We start from the raw sequence: 14,697 nt of genomic DNA on the forward strand, positions 1-14,697 counted from the left end.
CTAACATGACATCCAAACGAGTCTGCGAACAAGGACATGTTTATTACAAGAGCAGTGATTGCCCCACATGCCCGACCTGTGAGAAAGAAAAAAAGCCTTCTGAAGGCTTTCAGTCCAAGCTTTCGGCTCCGGCACGCAGGGCTTTGGCCAGTGAAGGAATTGCGAAGGCAGAGGACCTCTGCAGATACACGGAAAAAGAAATCCTTTCCTTGCACGGGATTGGTCCTTCCTCGCTTCCTGTGTTGAGGGATGAACTGGAACGGAATGGGCTTGCTTTCAGGGCGTAGACAGGAGTTCCCTGAATGGCGTCAAATCTGCATCTTCCCCCCATATTACCTTCTCCATAGCCAGCGTGAGCAGGTGGGGGATCTTTACGTATCCTTCACCGATGAAGTCGTGGTTGCTCAAGAGGAGAAGCGTCTTATCAAGATGCAAATATTTCACTAACCCATGACAGTACCCCGCCCAATAGCCATCATGCATGGCTATTTTTCCGTATTCAAGATGCTCTTCAATCTTCCAGCCGGCTCCATATCCCCCGTAGTGTTCTTCATGTAGGGCTGGGCAATAATCTGTATATCTACCATCTTTTAGAACGGCTGGCTGTACGATCTGCTGGACGCTCTCCTCCGATAGCAAGATTCCTGAAAAGAGACCCTGCTCCCACTTCAAAAGATCTTCTGCCGTGGATTTGATGCCCCCGTCCCCCTTTACACGGTCAAACATCACGACATATTCATGGTCAGGAAGATTGGCCGGCAGTTCGATGCGACCGTCGCCGTCCACTACATAACCCGTTGCGTAGTCTTTCGGTGGCCCGTCCACAAATACAGAGGAAAGGGAACTTCTACTCATGCCCAGAGGCTCGAAAATCCTACGATTCACAAACTCTTCATACGTCATCCCGGACTTCAATGCTATGATTTCAGCGAGTAGGACATACCCTGAATTGCAGTACTCCCACCGTTCACCGGGGAGGAATTCAGCTGGTAAAGTTTCAAGGCACTTCACTACGTCCGCGTTCGTGACCATATTCGTCCTGTCCCACTTGTCTTCAAACCACTCCATATAATCCGGCAAACCCGATGTGTGATGTAGAAGATGTCCTACTGTCACGCCTGGAAAGGATAAGCGCGGGAAAAAGGCAGCCAATTCATCTGAAAGTGACAATCCTCCCTCCTCTACAAGCATCATGATGCACGCTCCGGTGAATGGTTTGGTCAACGAGGCGATTTCAAATACAGACTGGCTGGTAAGAGGGGATGCTTCATTACGTTTTCCCACACTCCGCTCATACACCGGGACACCTTTGTCTGCGATCATAATGACCCCGTTGAAAAGTTGATGCTTCTCCAAGAAATCCATCACTAGATCATATTCATTCTTCATGTGCTCACACCTTTTTTATATAAATTTTACCATAAATAATAGCGTGTGGTACGATATCCCCAAGGAGTGATGAACATGCCAGATAAAGAACCCTTCAACGATGTAACCGATCACATGAGTAAAATCGAAGGATCACCAATAAGTACAGACCCAGGGAATGGAAGCCTCCCTAAACCCATACGATGGATTGGTATCTTCATCATCGGAGCGTTTGTTCTCGGGGCTTTATTCATCTTGATTGGCAGCTTCATGAATTGACGACTGAATTTCCTAGAGGGAAGTTCAGTTTTTTTATTTACAGGAAATGTTCACCAGTTTATAGAAGTAGTACGGGGAAGGATGTGTTGAGATGAAACCTGTAGATATTTTGACGATGAATAAGACAAGCTGGGAGCAATCGGCCGAGCGCTTTTTCGGACGGACGGCCCTCCCGGAGTTCGGCCCGAATGCCCCGAGTGAAGATGAGCTTCACCTGTTTGGAGATGTAAACGGAAAAACCGTACTCGATATCGGGTGCGGGAGTGGACATTCCCTGGCCTATATGGGAAATCAGGGGGCCGGTGAGCTGTGGGGCCTCGACTTGACCACAAAGCAGATCGAAGCGGCGACGGGTGTGCTTTCGGAACAGAATGCCACAGTGAAGTTGTTCGAATCCCCCATGGAGGAGAATCCCGGGCTTCCTATGAACCATTTCGACGTGGTGTACTCCATATACGCCCTGGGGTGGACGTATGATTTGAAGAAAACATTGAGCCACGTCCACTCTTACCTGAAACCGGGCGGCACGTTCATCTTCAGCTGGGAGAATCCCATGCACGACCGCCTCCAGTACAGGGACGGCGAGTTCGTCATGACCAAATCGTATGTAAAGGAAGGTCCTGAATACAATGAGGGGTGGAATAAAAGTGTCGTGATTCACCACCGAAAGCTGACCACCTACATCAATACGCTCATACAGTGTGGATTTACGATTGAAAACGTCATTGATGAAGCAGTGATTGCCGACATTCCGTCTGACAACCCGGAACGTTGGTACGCCAGTCAGAAGGCGGAATGGGTGCCTTCCACGTTTATTGTGAAGGCGAGGAAGATGTGAGGGGATGTTTCCCCTCTCTACTTCTTAATGAGTTCCTTAATGGCCGAAATAACCACATCCGGCTGATCACGTTGTATGTAATGAGCACTATCTTCTATGACCCTGTATTCTCCCCTTGTAGACAATAAAGAAAGCTCTTGCTGCATATCATTCCAAAGTGATTGTGCCTCCTCTGAATAGTGATCCTTCTTCCCTGCACAAAGAACAACGACTGGTATTTGTAGAGGCTTCTTCTCTGCAGACTTGCATTGATCCAAGCTCTCCTGAAATTCATCGTAGTTGCCTTCGAGGGTGAATTGTTGTGCATACCTGTTTTTGAACCCGTCAGACATTACAGGGAGAAAACGTTCCCTATAGTCAACGGGAGTGGAGTCCACAAGAATCAGTCCGGCAACTTCATCAGGATACATGCTTGCAAACAGCCTGATATTTACTCCTCCAAAAGAGTGCCCAACCAAGATCAAAGGGCGTGTGATGCTTAATTCATGCAGGACCTCCCTAAGTTCTTCAACCATGTGAAGACTGGTTCTCTCCGACCTAGTTGGATCGCTCCTCCCCAACCCAGCTCGATCATATAAAATCACTTGTGCATGGTCAGATACGTTTTCCCACACCCCATCCCACGCTTTCGAATCATTTCCATATCCAGCTTCAAAAACAACGGTGTGGCCACCTTCTTCTTGACCTGTCATCCTTACAAAGATGTTTACATCTTTTACTTTCACCCAACGTTCATTCATAGTGGTTCTCCTCCTGTATAAAATCCATTAGAATCTTGCTATACCTTAGACAAACGAGCGTGTAGTATGATCCTTCTCTCCTTCATTTCAGGCACATCAAGCACATCCCTTGCAAACAAAAAACGGCTGTATTATAGTAGTCCTAGTCATCAATTGACATATCAACTAATTGCGCACAATCAATTGGAAATTCGAGAAATAGTTCCCATGATTATTTTTGTCCCAAACGGGAAAAGCAATAGAGTAGCCAAATCAAAGGAGTGTTCATGTTGGAAAACTACCAAGATCTTTTAACAAAACAACGTACGTATTTCCGTACGGGAGAAACCAAAAGTGTTGCTTTCCGTATTAACACATTAAATACATTGAAATCACTTGTTCAAAAGCACGAGCAGGATATCCTGGATGCTGTGAAACAGGATCTGAATAAATCCGAGCTTGAAGCAAAACGTGCCGAGGTCGGCCTCGTGATCGGTGAGATCGACTTCATGGTGGAGAATCTTGAAGAGTGGGCAGCGACAAAAGAAGTGCCGACACCTGCTTCCCACGAGGGAGCAAAAAGCTTCATCCAGCCTGAGCCGTATGGTTCCGCACTTGTCATCGCACCTTGGAACTATCCATTCCAGCTTGCTGTGACACCGCTTGTTGGCGCCATTGCCGGTGGGAATACGGCCGTATTGAAGCCTTCCGAGCTTACACCGAAAACATCTGCCCTTCTCTCTACATTGATCAACGACAACTTCCCTGAAGAGTATCTTCATGTAGTGGAAGGCGAAGTTGAAACCAGCACGGCCCTATTGAAAGAAGACTTTGATTACATCTTCTTCACAGGCAGCACCGGAGTAGGTAAAATCGTAGCTGAAGCGGCAGCGAAGCACCTGACTCCGACTACGCTTGAACTGGGCGGTAAAAGTCCGACGATTGTTCACGAAGATGCCAACCTTGATGAAGCAGCTCAGCGCATTGCACGCGGTAAATTCGCCAATGCCGGCCAAACCTGTGTGGCACCGGATTATCTTCTTGTCCACAGCAGCGTAAAAGATGAACTCATGAGCAAATTCAAAGAAGTCATCACGGCTTCTTATGGTGAAAACATCGTCGAGAACCCGAACTTCGGACATGTAGTGAGCGAGCGCCACTTCGACCGCCTTGTCGGCTTCCTCGATAACGGAAGCATCGTGACCGGCGGGAAACATGACCGTAACAACCTGATCATCGAGCCGACCATCCTTGATAACATCTCATGGGATGACTCCGTGATGCAGGATGAGATCTTCGGACCGATCCTGCCTGTCATGACGTATGACAGCTTGAATGAAATCATCGAACCGATCGTGAAACGTCCGAAACCACTGGCTCTTTACCTGTTCTCTGATGACGAAGCCGTACAGGATGAGATCCTGAGCACGATTTCCTTCGGTGGCGGATCCATCAATGATACGATCAACCACATGACATCCCACTACCTTCCATTCGGAGGCGTAGGCGATAGCGGAATGGGTGCCTATCACGGGAAAGCAAGCTTCGATACGTTCACTCACTTCAAGAGCGTGTTGAAACGTTCAACGAATTAAATGACGAAGAGAACCCCTTGCTGATGCAGGGGGTTTTTAGTTTTGTTTAGCCAGTCCTTCCAACACAATCTCCAGAAGCCGGTCCGCATCCTCACCCGGAACGTTTTCCGACAGCCTAGCCCCTGCAATCATCGGTCCCCACTGAAGAATCTCTTCCCTCCGCAGCCCGCTCTTCTCGCAGTATAGTGCAAGGTACTGCTCGGCGATTTCCTGATCGAAACCAACATACAAGAGATAGGTGCGAACCACATCGGCGCGGATATCCCCCGAACTGGCGTCCACCCAATCGAGGACCCGGATCCCATCCTCGGTTTCCACCAGATTGAATAGATGAAAGTCACCGTGACACAGCTTGGTTCCCGACACTTGGTCCACCTGTTTCAACAGACCCATCTTCTCTTCTGAAGATAGTGATGAGGCGTCATGGAGCTGCCTGGTCAGCTTATCTGTCATCGGTTCAAGTCCCGGCGCGTCTTTCTCATGAATCATCATCTGGATCTCGACTGACACGGACAGATAGTCCTCCAGAAGGGTTCGGTCCTTCATGGCGAGATCCCCGAGTGTTTCCCCCTCTATGTATTCCATGACCAGGGCCTGTCTTCCGTTGAAAGTGGTGAGTTCAAGGACTTCCGGCACAGGGATGCCAAGGGAATGGATGTAACGCTGCTTTTCCGCTTCCTTCAGGACTACATCTGCCGGGAAGCCTTCCTTGTACACCTTGACGGCATGGCCTGCATCATTCAGATAGATCTCCGCCGTGTTACCCGTGGCGATGGGTCCCTTCATATCAACCCTTCTTCCTTCAAGAGCTCCCATAGATCCTGCTTCTTCCGCTGGAGATGCAGGGCCTTCATGCCGATCCGCTCGGCCCCCTGGATGTTCTCGATAAGATCGTCGACGAAGACGGCTTCTTCCGCGCGGATGTTCATCTCTTCTAGTGCGTAGCGGTAGATCGCTTCGCTCGGCTTCACTTTATTGACGGTGGAAGAGAGAATGATCCGCTCGAAATATTTCCGCAATCCGAGCTGGTCGAATACCCAGTCCATGCTAGGCACGGCGTTTGAGATGACCGCGAGGCGATAATGCTTTGCTTTCAGCTTCTCAAGCACTGCCTTCACTTCCATGAACATCTCGCAGTGGCGGGCATAGTGGCAGAAGTAAAAAAGTTCCGGCGCTAACTCCCTTGCCCCCATTTCGTCTGCAATGACCTCGTAATAGCGTTTGAAATAGCGCTCCTCTTCTTCCCAGTTCGTGATGAACGGAAGCTCCAGCATCTTCGCCTTCCCGATCGCCGCCTGCACATCCTGTCGCTCGAATCCCCGTTCTGCGAGAATGTGATGGACCCGGTCTTCCCCTTTTTTGACTGTATCGAATAAAACGCCCCCTGCATCCAGGAATATGACGCGCTCCATACTTGTTCCTCCTTCATAAAAACAGGCCCTCAGCTCATGTCTGAAAACCTGTCACCTTCTCTATTGTTTATGATCCATAACGGCAAAATAATTGTCTTCATCATCAGCGAAATTGAACACACGCTGCGGGCCCATCTGGACGATTTCCCCGACGGTCACGCCACCCGAGGAAAGCTTATCATACAATTCGTCAAACCGGTCGCTGAAAAACATGATGGAGGGCGTTCCGAGATTGAGCTCCGGTGACATCTTGGCAATAAGTTCCTTATTGTGCAGGATCATTGTCGTCTCGGCCTCGGCTGTAGGAGCGATTTCCACCCAGCGCATATGACCGTTATCCTCTTCCGACTTGATGTGGAAGCCTGCTTTTTCACTCCAGAATGCCTTCGCCTGATCCTGATTGTTCACATAGAGCATGATTTGACCGATTTGATTGATCATGTTTTGATCCTCCTGGTAAATGGGGTATGTTTCTTCATTCGCCATGGATACCTGTTTTCCTGCCTTGAACTGCATGTTTCCATCTATATTTACGCTGATGGGACAAGAAGGTTTCAAAAATTTGATACAATAAGGAAAAATGTCTGGGGAGGAAAATGATGAAGTTTTTTATTGTGGATGCCTTTACCGATGTTCCGTTCGGCGGGAATCCTGCCGGGGTCGTCCTGGTGGACGCCATGGACGAGTCTTCCATGCAGCTGTTTGCCCGTGAACTCGGATATTCGGAGACCGCTTTTGTGGAAAGGAAGAGTGATTCTACTTTCCACGTGCGGTTCTTCACGCCGAATGCTGAAGTGGACCTATGCGGGCACGCCACCATCGCTGTGTTCACCGTCCTTTTTGACAAGGCATTGGTGGCAGACGGTCGCTCGTACATAATGAAAACCGGAGCGGGCGACATCCCCGTCCATTTATCGGATGGTTGCATCATGATGGAACAGGCACCACCAAGGCTCGGGGATCTCTGTGAAGATGTGGTGGAACTGGCTGGGCTCCTTGGAATCGAAGCGTCCTACATCGGAGGATCCCTGCCGCCTCGTGCCGTGAGCACCGGCCTGATGGATCTCTTGGTTCCGATTACAAGCAGGCGCGCACTCGACGCCATCAAACCGGACATGAAGGCTTTGGCAGCTTATCAAAAAAAGCATGGCTTGGAAGGGATCCACGCGTTCACACTGGATACGACGGATGCCCTTGCATGCAGCCGGAATTTCAGCCCCCTTTACGGGATTGACGAAGAATCCGCCACCGGGACGGCGAGTGGCGCGATGACGTACTATCTGTATCATTATGGGGTGTTGACGGAGTTTGACGAGGAGTTCCGGTGTTTACAGGGTGAAAGCCTCCAACGGCCATCGGTCATTACGACGGTGCTGACTGATCCCACGAAGCCCCGGGTGCTTGTTGGAGGGACTGGGATTGTCATTTCGGAGGGAACCATACGAATTTAAAAAGAGGACGCCACTCAGCGTCCTCTTCCTTATTTACCCAATCACATAGACGCCGCCACAGTGGGAAATCTGATGATACTCATACATCACTTGGAGCGAGTCCATCAGTTCATCCCTCACAAAATAAAACTCGTCATCATCCCAACGTCCCCGATTGTCCTTCCGACACGCCTCAAGGTCTTCCCTCGTTTGAAACGAAATGTCTCCGATCAGGAGTTTGCCCCCGGTCTTTAACAGACCCATCAACTCCTTGATCAGCGCTGTCTTCTTTTTATCCGTAAGGTGGTGGAGCGTGTAGGTGCTGATGATGACGTCATAGGATGACTGCTTGATGACAGAAGGGAGCCCTTCCTGCAAGTCCGCTTGTATCAATTCCGCAGCCGGCATCTTCTCACGGGCTTTCGCCATCATTTCCCTGGAAAAGTCGATTCCGGTGATCGTGTGACCATGATCGTAAAGCCTGCTTGTGAGAACCGCGGTCCCAAAGCCGATGTCGAGGATTTCAGCATTGTCCTTCCCCATCGCTTCCTTATAAATCACATTCAAAATTTCCCTGTACCCCGCAAACGGGTACTGGTTGCTTTCCTCGCTCTTTTTTACCGTTTCATCGTATTGGTCCGCCCATAGATCAAACCCAGTACTATTTAACATATATGCCCTCCGTAAGTGTTGATTCATCACGGGCATGGTGTTGGTTTTTACCCGTGACGTGCCTCTATCAGGTTGGTTGCAAGTGTTTGGAATTTCATGTGGATCACGCCTTTCGATTTTGTTGATTCAATTGTAACATGAATAAATGGGTTTAAATGGATAGGAGTTTTAATTTGATCGAAATCACAACGTTTTTCCAAGCTATCCGTCTAAGCTATAGTGGACACCAACGAAAGGAGGTAATGATCATGACCGCTTCCCCAAAAGATGAGATAACCCGCTTATATGATGAGCACAGCCGCTCCATCATTCATTTCATTATCCTTATGGTCAAAGACTATTCATCGGCAGAAGATCTCACTCACGATACGTTTGTCAAAGCCTATACGAAGTGGGATTCCTTCAACCATCAAGCCAGCGAGCGGACATGGCTGTTCAGCATCGCACATAACGTAACGATGGATTACATACGCAAACGAAAACCGGCCCTCTTCATGAAGGAATTCTTCCAACGTCAGCATGACTCGGCTCCCTTGCCAGATGAGTTTGTCATAACAGAAGAGACTTCATCCGAACTTCATTTGGCCATCGGCAGTCTCAAAGATTCATATCGAAAAGTCATCATTCTGAGAAAGATCAAGCAGTTTTCCATTGAAGAAACCTCAGAGATATTGGGATGGTCAGAGAGTAAAGTGAAATCCACCCTTCACCGGGCCATGCCTGCACTTCGGAAACAAATTGAAAAGGAGGGCTATTGGGATGAAGAGATCATCTAGTGAAACGCAACTCGATCAACAGCTGTCGGAGCTGGAATCCAATATGAAGTGGCGTGGAGAACGTAACCTGAAGAACAGAATTCTCTCTACGATTGATACCAAACAGCCTCTTCGAAAAGGCTGGTTACGCATGACAGCTTATGCTCTGACCGCATGCCTCTTCCTTTTCGGTATCTTCATTGGATCGGCTTTTGTTTCCCCTACAATGGCAAAGGTGGCTTCTAAAATCCCCTACCTTAGCACCATCTTTCATTCTGAAACCTTGCATGAACGTTTATGGGAGGAATTTAAAAAGAATGACATCAATGTGATCGGCATTTCCGGGACACGGGATATCATCGTTTCCATTGAGGGTTCAGAAGAGGATCTTCGTGAGGTCAGTGGGAAAATCAAATCCATCTCAAGGAAAGTATTTTCGGAAAAAGGATATGATGCTACTACTGTGGAAGTGGTACTTCAAGTTGACAAGATTCCACAGCCATCGGAAATGGAAGAGAAGCTGAACTTGGCATGGGAGGAAGCAAAGGAAAAACTCACTGCAGTTGATGTGACCATTTTGTCTGGCGGTTTTTCTTTAGAACCGGACTCCGACCACGTATCCGTGGAAGTGAGCGTTCCAGCATCTGAATCAAGAAAAGAAGAAATCAAAACCATCATTCAGCAAACATTTGAGGTTCATGGCACCAAGGATTTGAATGTTAAGCTCCAATCAGTCGATGTAGAAAAAGAAAAAGCAAGATCAACAGCATGGAATGAGTTATTCCAAACGATGATTGAAGGATTGATGACCAAGAAAGAGTACCAGGTCACAGGGTTTGCTTATTCGTTCTCCCCTCCCCCTCTTCAGATCATCATCAAAACGTCAATCAAGGAATCAGATCCTGATCGATTAGAAAAAGTCGGAAGGATCGAAACAGACATCCAACAATTCCTTCAGTCTGATGAAGTACAAAAGAAAATCAATAAGGAAGAGTACCAGCTAGTAATCAGAAGTAAGGACGGAAACAAAATCAATTAATGATGGAGGTGTAAAATTGAGGACTCTCATCCCTGTTATCCTATTAATAGTACTTTCCTCGGCCTGCTCAAACGGAGCCTACAACTCCGATGAAGCAATCAAACGTGGTGATGTCGTAGTCCAGAACGGGGTAGAAAATCCGGGACCCTTCATAGAGTTTGTGAAGAATGTGCAGGATAAGAATGAAGCTACACTGAGGATAACGGGATATACCAAGGAAGGAGATCCGATTTTTCATGATGTGGAGTATGACGGAAGTAAATTCGGATTTTCCTATGATGACTCCCATGATAAATTTGGCGGTGAAGATATAGGGGTTACAACGGACACCTGCACTGAATTGGAGCAAAGGGAAACACCGAATGATGAAATAGGGTTTTATTTGAAGGGGTGCTCTAAGGAAACGGAGCACCCGCTTCTTGAACTATCAAAAGAACAGTGGGAAGAACGCTAAGATCCTGGTTCCCATCCATGCAAAAAACCGGATGCCCAATCGCATCCGGTTCTTTGTTGTTAGGTTTATTTAAAATCAAACTGGTCCGGATCCGGCCCGATGCGTTTGTGCTCATCGAGGGCGTCCAGGGTTTTGACTTGTTCTTCGGTCAGTTCGAAGTCGTAGATGTCGATGTTTTCCTTGATGCGTGATTCTGTCATGGATTTCGGGATGGTCACGACGCCGTGTTGAAGATCCCAGCGAAGGATGACCTGTGCCGCTGATTTGCCAAGGGATTCGGCGATTTCGTTCACCGTTTCATGGTTCAATAGCTCGGCGTTCATGAGCGGGGACCATGCTTCCACCTGGATATCATGTTTTTCACAGAATGCACGTACTTCTTCCTGTACAAGTTTCGGATGGAATTCGATCTGGTTGATGACCGGTTTCACCTCTGCTGTTTCAAGAAGATGCTCGAGATGGGATACTTGGAAGTTGCTCACACCGATTGATTTGATGCGACCTTCTTTATAAAGGGCTTCAAGGGCTTTCCAAGGCTCCATGTATTTGTTTTGGCCTGGCCAGTGGATGAGGTACAGGTCAAGATACTCAAGACCGAGTCTCTCCAATGTATCTTCGTATGCCTGGATCGTTTCATCGTATGAAAGACCGTCATTCCACACTTTGGATGTGATGAACAGCTCTTCCCTCGTCACGAGACCGGCGTCAATGGCGTTTTGGACACCTTTCCCTACGCTCTTCTCGTTTTGATAGATCGCAGCCGTATCAATGCTGCGGTATCCGATGCGGATCGCGGTTTCCACTGCTTTCTCCAGGTCTTTTCCTTCTTCGACACGGAACACGCCGTAGCCGATTTCCGGCATTTGTACGCCGTTATTTAGTGTAATGGATTTTGCACCCATGAATGAACTCCTCCTTCAAAAATCGTTTCTACTTCAGTATGTACCATCTTCCCAAAAGATAGAAGTAGGCACTTTCATGTGCGATAGGCACTGACAGGTAACCTTTACCCGCTGAAACTATGACAAAAACATATCCAAAATGTTCCACTATGGTAGAATAGTTGATACGAAAGGAGCCTTATCATGAATACACACAACTATCTACACGAACACTTTCCTGGGCTCACCCTCGAACCACCGCTCTTTTATTCATGGCCGACGGGGCTGCGGTTTGAAATCGCCAAGCCCGGAAGTGAGCACCTCGACAAAGACAACCTTGAGCAGATGGGCGAAAGGACGACAAGCTTATTCAAGGCGGTGTTTGAGCAGGACGATGATGTGATCCTCGTGACAGATCTCCTTGGTCTATCCGATTCTTCACTACCGAAGACCAACATCTTTCTCAAATACATCAAGGATAAAGACGTACGCAAGAAGCTGCGGGTTGAACGGTTAGACAGAAGGTTTGATGAGGAGGATGAGACGGTGACTCATCGCTTCTCCCTGCAATGCAAAGCAGGCGACATCCGCTATCGGCCGCTCCTGATGGCAATCTGTCATGAAGATTTTAATCATCCGACACGGATTCTGAAGAATCGTTGGAACATAGGGATCGACATTTACATCGTCAACATCACCAAGCACCTCATCTACCATCTCTATGACGACCGCGGCTGCGATATTATTTCAGCTGAAAAAGATACCCTCCTTCCACTTTATCATTCGGCATCCCCTTGGATCCTAGAGTATGATCGGGAGCAGATTAATGAGGTTTTCATGAAAGAGGAAACAGGATGAAACAAGCATTCCCCACCATTGAAACCAAACGGCTGACACTCGTAAACACCACAGCTGACGATGCCAGATTCATTCTCGCACTCTACAAGGATCCCCTCGTCTGCCGGTACCTCTATGATGAAGAGCCTTTCACCTCGATCGATCAGGCAAAAGAGTGGATCGACTGGCATGAGTATCCGGAAGACTATGGACGGAACCGTTGGATCATCCGAAAGAAAGAAACCGCCACCCCGATCGGAACGTGCGGCTTCGACCAATGGGATGTCGTGAATCATGTGGCTGAAATCGGCTTTGATCTCTGGCACGGGGAATGGGGAAAAGGATATATGAGCGAAGCCTTGACCGCCGCCATCGACAGCGGCTTCCGCAACATGGGGCTCAACCGGATACAGGCATTCGTCGCCCTTGAAAACACGGCATCCTGCCGGTTACTCGAGCGGTTGGGGTTTGAAAGGGAGGGAATCTTCAGGGAGAAGCATTTCTTCCAGGGGGAGTACTACGATCACTACATCTACTCCCTCTTGAAGAAGGATTGGAAAAAGGGCGGCTTGTGACCGCCCTTCGGGGATGTTCATTTGACTATGCTGATCACGAGGCCGTCATAGCCTTTGGAACCGACGGTCTGAATCGCAGTCGATTCGATGCGGGGATCACGCTGGGCAAGATCCATATACTCCCGGATCCCGATGACGCGTCCGTCCGTGGAGGCGGCATCCACGACCTCTCCATTCCGTACGACATTATCGGCGATGATCACGGATCCTGATGTCGTGAGGGCAAGGGCCCATTCCAGATAGCGCGGATTGTTCTCTTTATCGGCGTCGATGAAGACAAGATCAAAGACGTGGCCCGCTTCCTTCAGCTTCGGCAGCGTATCAAGGGCACTCCCGACCAGGACTTCCACCTGCTCATGGAATCCCGCACGCCGGATGTTCCCTTCTGCAATCAGGGCGTGGGCCTGGTCCACTTCAAGGGTCGTCACCCTTCCGTCGACACCGATTCCCTTTGCCAAGCAGATGGTACTATAGCCGCCAAGGGTACCGATTTCAAGCACCCGCTTTGCCCCCTTCATCTGGGCCATCAGGGTGAGGAACTTCCCTTGCAGGGGAGACACATCGATCTCGGGAAGGCCGGCTTCCCTGTTCGCCTGAAGCACCCGTTCCAATTCATCATCACCTAATAGCTTTCTGGCAAAATACTGATCCACTTCATTCCACAACTCAGAACCCATATGCACCGTCTCCTAATCTAGTATTTTCACACCTTCATTATATGCTAAAATGTTCCATACAGGAAATCGTAGACTCAACTGAAAGGACGGAGCCCCCATGCCAACCATCCCAAAACGAATCCATATCATCGGCTCCGTCGGAAGCGGGAAAACCACATTGGCCCGCGCCCTCTCTACCGCCACCAGTATCCCCTTTCACTAACTCGACAATGTGGTGTGGGAACGGAGGCAGGGTGGAGACCGAAGACGCACAGATGAAGAGCGCAACGCCGTCCTCGCCGACCTTGTGAAAGCGGAGAGCTGGATCATCGAAGGCGTCCACAGCACTGCCTGGGTAGAAGAAAGCTTCCGGAATGCAGACGTGATCCTCTTCCTCGACACCCCCTACTATAAGAGGATGAAGCAGATCACCTTCCGCTTCCTCCGTCAGAAAACGGGCCGTGAATCCGCTCACTACACGCCGGACTTCACGATCTTCAAGAACATGTTCAAATGGAACGCCCTGTTTGAAAAGGAAACAAAACCGTATATCCTCAAGCTCTTCAAAGAAAGAGGGTACCCGCTTCTCATCCTTCACGACAATCAACAGCCCATCGACTGGGACTTACGAAAGGAGAAACGCCATGTATAAGTACACGCTATGCTTCATCCAGCGAAACGATGAAATCCTCATGCTCAATCGCGATAAACCCCCGGTACTCGGTCTATGGAACGGAGTCGGCGGCAAAATGAATGACGGGGAAACCCCGGCGGCATGCATCCTTCGCGAAATAGCTGAAGAAACAGGCCTTCACCTTGCCCCGGAACATATTCAGGATAAAGGAACCGTTTCCTGGAATACGGATGATGGCACAACGGGCGGAATGCATCTCTTCACGGCCGTGATTGCAAGTGACGTTCCCTACTCCACCCCGATCAGGACCCTTGAAGGGCTGCTCGACTGGAAAACGATTGATTGGCTTCTCATGGACCTGAATCACGGTGTCGGCAGCATGATTCCTCATTATTTTTCAAGGATGTTGAAAGAGAAGAGCGGATTCCACCACCGGTTCACCATGGAAAATGGGTCTGTTCGCACCTACTCGTATGAAGAGATTCCTGCTTCCGGAGTCATCCCACTTGTCCAGGCATAGAAAAGACCCTGCATCAATGGGCGCAAGGTCTTC

21 protein-coding genes are annotated in these 14,697 nt (G+C 48.9%); 13 read left to right on the top strand and 8 right to left on the bottom strand.

The window, feature by feature from the left end:
- The first annotated feature begins 5 nt into the window (after window positions 1–5).
- Window positions 6–287: an RNA polymerase alpha subunit C-terminal domain-containing protein gene (locus tag ACNA6I_RS12335; RefSeq protein WP_048005225.1), complete on the top strand. Its 282-nt coding sequence runs from the start codon at window positions 6–8 to the stop codon at window positions 285–287.
- Here ACNA6I_RS12335 and ACNA6I_RS12340 read toward each other — a convergent pair.
- Entirely contained in the window at window positions 277–1,389 is a 1,113-nt protein-coding gene (locus ACNA6I_RS12340; RefSeq protein ID WP_416313392.1) for a serine hydrolase domain-containing protein, read from the bottom strand. The two genes, ACNA6I_RS12335 and ACNA6I_RS12340, sit on opposite strands and share 11 nt — an antisense overlap.
- Before the next feature lie 75 nt (window positions 1,390–1,464).
- Here ACNA6I_RS12340 and ACNA6I_RS12345 point away from each other — a divergent pair, with 75 nt between their 5' ends.
- Together ACNA6I_RS12345 and ACNA6I_RS12350 are read left to right on the top strand one after the other, a co-directional pair.
- A complete protein-coding gene (locus ACNA6I_RS12345; RefSeq protein WP_148795991.1) occupies window positions 1,465–1,647 on the top strand; it encodes a hypothetical protein in 183 nt (60 codons plus the stop codon).
- A 91-nt stretch (window positions 1,648–1,738) separates the two neighbouring features.
- A complete protein-coding gene (locus ACNA6I_RS12350) occupies window positions 1,739–2,485 on the top strand; it encodes a class I SAM-dependent methyltransferase (protein WP_148985162.1) in 747 nt (248 codons plus the stop codon).
- 17 nt (window positions 2,486–2,502) lie between these two features.
- Here the strand turns inward: ACNA6I_RS12350 and ACNA6I_RS12355 are convergent, their stop codons facing one another.
- Window positions 2,503–3,225, bottom strand: coding sequence for an alpha/beta fold hydrolase (locus tag ACNA6I_RS12355; RefSeq protein ID WP_148985161.1), 723 nt, complete (start codon window positions 3,223–3,225; stop codon window positions 2,503–2,505).
- A 266-nt stretch (window positions 3,226–3,491) separates the two neighbouring features.
- Between ACNA6I_RS12355 and ACNA6I_RS12360 the strand changes: the two genes are divergently transcribed.
- Window positions 3,492–4,799 (top strand): aldehyde dehydrogenase, encoded by a 1,308-nt coding sequence (locus tag ACNA6I_RS12360; RefSeq protein ID WP_416313393.1) that lies wholly within the window; start codon window positions 3,492–3,494, stop codon window positions 4,797–4,799.
- Window positions 4,800–4,835: 36 nt separating this feature from the next.
- Here ACNA6I_RS12360 and ACNA6I_RS12365 read toward each other — a convergent pair whose 3' ends face one another.
- The 3 genes from ACNA6I_RS12365 to ACNA6I_RS12375 are packed head-to-tail and all read right to left on the bottom strand — an operon-like array spanning window position 4,836 to window position 6,652.
- Entirely contained in the window at window positions 4,836–5,585 is a 750-nt protein-coding gene (locus tag ACNA6I_RS12365; RefSeq protein ID WP_416313394.1) for a phosphotransferase family protein, read from the bottom strand.
- Window positions 5,582–6,211, bottom strand: coding sequence for an HAD family hydrolase (locus ACNA6I_RS12370; RefSeq protein ID WP_309517577.1), 630 nt, complete (start codon window positions 6,209–6,211; stop codon window positions 5,582–5,584). Before ACNA6I_RS12370 ends, ACNA6I_RS12365 begins: the two co-directional genes overlap by 4 nt.
- Before the next feature lie 60 nt (window positions 6,212–6,271).
- The gene (locus ACNA6I_RS12375; RefSeq protein ID WP_416313395.1) at window positions 6,272–6,652 is read right to left on the bottom strand and encodes a VOC family protein; all 381 of its coding nucleotides are present in this window, start codon (window positions 6,650–6,652) and stop codon (window positions 6,272–6,274) included.
- 155 nt (window positions 6,653–6,807) lie between these two features.
- On the opposite strand from ACNA6I_RS12375, the gene ACNA6I_RS12380 reads away from it, so the two are divergent.
- Entirely contained in the window at window positions 6,808–7,662 is an 855-nt protein-coding gene (locus ACNA6I_RS12380; RefSeq protein ID WP_416313396.1) for a PhzF family phenazine biosynthesis protein, read from the top strand.
- A gap of 33 nt (window positions 7,663–7,695) precedes the next feature.
- Here the strand turns inward: ACNA6I_RS12380 and ACNA6I_RS12385 are convergent, their stop codons facing one another.
- Window positions 7,696–8,313, bottom strand: coding sequence for a class I SAM-dependent methyltransferase (locus tag ACNA6I_RS12385; protein ID WP_416313397.1), 618 nt, complete (start codon window positions 8,311–8,313; stop codon window positions 7,696–7,698).
- 248 nt (window positions 8,314–8,561) lie between these two features.
- Between ACNA6I_RS12385 and ACNA6I_RS12390 the strand changes: the two genes are divergently transcribed.
- The 3 genes from ACNA6I_RS12390 to ACNA6I_RS12400 are packed head-to-tail and all read left to right on the top strand — an operon-like array spanning window position 8,562 to window position 10,561.
- Window positions 8,562–9,089, top strand: a complete 528-nt coding sequence (locus tag ACNA6I_RS12390) for an RNA polymerase sigma factor (RefSeq protein ID WP_159644521.1) — start codon at window positions 8,562–8,564, stop codon at window positions 9,087–9,089.
- Window positions 9,073–10,107 carry a DUF4030 domain-containing protein gene (locus tag ACNA6I_RS12395; RefSeq protein WP_252266182.1) on the top strand — a complete coding sequence of 345 codons (1,035 nt, stop codon included), beginning with the start codon at window positions 9,073–9,075 and terminating at the stop codon, window positions 10,105–10,107. The genes ACNA6I_RS12390 and ACNA6I_RS12395 overlap by 17 nt, the downstream gene beginning before the upstream one ends.
- Window positions 10,108–10,123: 16 nt before the next feature.
- A complete protein-coding gene (locus ACNA6I_RS12400) occupies window positions 10,124–10,561 on the top strand; it encodes a DUF4362 domain-containing protein (protein ID WP_252266180.1) in 438 nt (145 codons plus the stop codon).
- A 65-nt stretch (window positions 10,562–10,626) separates the two neighbouring features.
- Here the strand turns inward: ACNA6I_RS12400 and ACNA6I_RS12405 are convergent, their stop codons facing one another.
- A complete protein-coding gene (locus ACNA6I_RS12405) occupies window positions 10,627–11,463 on the bottom strand; it encodes an aldo/keto reductase (RefSeq protein ID WP_048005238.1) in 837 nt (278 codons plus the stop codon).
- Window positions 11,464–11,646: 183 nt separating this feature from the next.
- Between ACNA6I_RS12405 and ACNA6I_RS12410 the strand changes: the two genes are divergently transcribed.
- A complete protein-coding gene (locus ACNA6I_RS12410) occupies window positions 11,647–12,300 on the top strand; it encodes a DUF3885 domain-containing protein (RefSeq protein WP_048005239.1) in 654 nt (217 codons plus the stop codon).
- Window positions 12,297–12,854 (top strand): GNAT family N-acetyltransferase, encoded by a 558-nt coding sequence (locus tag ACNA6I_RS12415; RefSeq protein ID WP_148796004.1) that lies wholly within the window; start codon window positions 12,297–12,299, stop codon window positions 12,852–12,854. The genes ACNA6I_RS12410 and ACNA6I_RS12415 overlap by 4 nt, the downstream gene beginning before the upstream one ends.
- Window positions 12,855–12,871: 17 nt before the next feature.
- Here ACNA6I_RS12415 and ACNA6I_RS12420 read toward each other — a convergent pair whose 3' ends face one another.
- Window positions 12,872–13,531, bottom strand: a complete 660-nt coding sequence (locus ACNA6I_RS12420) for an O-methyltransferase (protein WP_252266176.1) — start codon at window positions 13,529–13,531, stop codon at window positions 12,872–12,874.
- Window positions 13,532–13,628: 97 nt separating this feature from the next.
- Between ACNA6I_RS12420 and ACNA6I_RS12425 the strand changes: the two genes are divergently transcribed.
- From ACNA6I_RS12425 to ACNA6I_RS12435, 3 genes are read left to right on the top strand one after another with little or no spacing between them, the layout of a single operon-like run.
- Window positions 13,629–13,733 (top strand): EutP/PduV family microcompartment system protein, encoded by a 105-nt coding sequence (locus tag ACNA6I_RS12425; protein ID WP_416313398.1) that lies wholly within the window; start codon window positions 13,629–13,631, stop codon window positions 13,731–13,733.
- 9 nt (window positions 13,734–13,742) lie between these two features.
- The gene (locus ACNA6I_RS12430; protein ID WP_416313399.1) at window positions 13,743–14,162 is read left to right on the top strand and encodes a DNA topology modulation protein FlaR; all 420 of its coding nucleotides are present in this window, start codon (window positions 13,743–13,745) and stop codon (window positions 14,160–14,162) included.
- The gene (locus ACNA6I_RS12435) at window positions 14,155–14,664 is read left to right on the top strand and encodes an NUDIX hydrolase (protein WP_416313400.1); all 510 of its coding nucleotides are present in this window, start codon (window positions 14,155–14,157) and stop codon (window positions 14,662–14,664) included. Before ACNA6I_RS12430 ends, ACNA6I_RS12435 begins: the two co-directional genes overlap by 8 nt.
- The last annotated feature ends 33 nt before the right edge of the window (window positions 14,665–14,697 follow it).

The sequence above is a fragment of the Rossellomorea sp. FS2 genome (genome assembly GCF_047915635.1).
In the GTDB taxonomy this organism is placed as follows: Bacteria; Bacillota; Bacilli; order Bacillales; family Bacillaceae_B; genus Rossellomorea; species Rossellomorea marisflavi_A.